Annotated in this window: 1 pseudogene; it reads right to left on the bottom strand. The window is 34.1% G+C overall.

Annotated elements, in window-relative coordinates:
* A pseudogene (locus ACSBRB_RS10745) lies at positions 1-246 on the bottom strand (hypothetical protein); the annotation flags it as partial.

Genomic DNA, 246 nt, shown 5'->3' with positions numbered 1-246 from the left:
CAATCATAGCGATTGTACCTATAACCCCGCCCAATTCTGCTGTACCTCCTTTTTCTACTACGATAACTGGTAGCCATGCTGCAAAACAATAAAACATGAGTGTTACAAGCCCAACAAAAGTTGTTAATAACCATGCATTTTTATTTTTTAATGGTAAAGTAGCTTTGCTTTTTTGAGATTCTATATGTGTATTAGAACTTTTAATGACCATTAACCAAAATGGAATGGCGATTAAAGCAAGAATAC

The organism is Staphylococcus auricularis (assembly GCF_051172115.1).
GTDB lineage: Bacteria > Bacillota > Bacilli > Staphylococcales > Staphylococcaceae > Staphylococcus > Staphylococcus auricularis_A.
This window is presented reverse-complemented; position numbering and strand designations above follow the sequence as displayed.